Here is a 413-nt window from a genome sequence, read left to right as displayed (position 1 = left end):
ACCCGTCTCAAGACCCCAAAAGATCGGCTTCGTGAAGATCAGGCCGAACAGGTTCGCCAAGCCCTTTTGCCGTTTTTTGACAATCCCGATTTTGACCATGATGCCCTTGGCCGGGTCATGGTCACCGTTCAACGCATTACTACCCCAGCCCCCGGAACAACGGAGCCGTTTGTTATGATCCGTCCCGCACAGAACCGTGCTGTCACCTTGTGGCTAATGAAGAACAGTAAACGTCCAATGAAGGCCGTGGACGTCTGGACGCTCTTGTTCGACCACCTGTTCCCACATACCGGACAGATCATGCTAACCCGCGAAGAAATCGCCGAAAAAGTCGGAATTCGGGTCAACGAAGTTACAGCCATCATGAATGAACTGGTGAAGTTCGGTGCGATTTTCTCCGAGCGCGAAAAGGT

1 protein-coding gene is annotated in these 413 nt (G+C 52.8%); it reads left to right on the top strand.

Going from position 1 to position 413, the window contains the following annotated elements; all coding sequences use genetic code 11:
• Positions 1-413, top strand: a 413-nt coding sequence (locus KP705_RS18345) for a hypothetical protein (protein WP_215765337.1), incomplete at both ends; no start/stop codon positions are given.

Source organism: Gluconobacter sp. P1D12_c, from assembly GCF_018812105.1.
Taxonomy (GTDB): domain Bacteria; phylum Pseudomonadota; class Alphaproteobacteria; order Acetobacterales; family Acetobacteraceae; genus Gluconobacter; species Gluconobacter oxydans_A.
The sequence above is the reverse complement of the archived record's forward strand: the minus strand, read 5'-3'. Positions and strand labels throughout refer to the sequence as shown.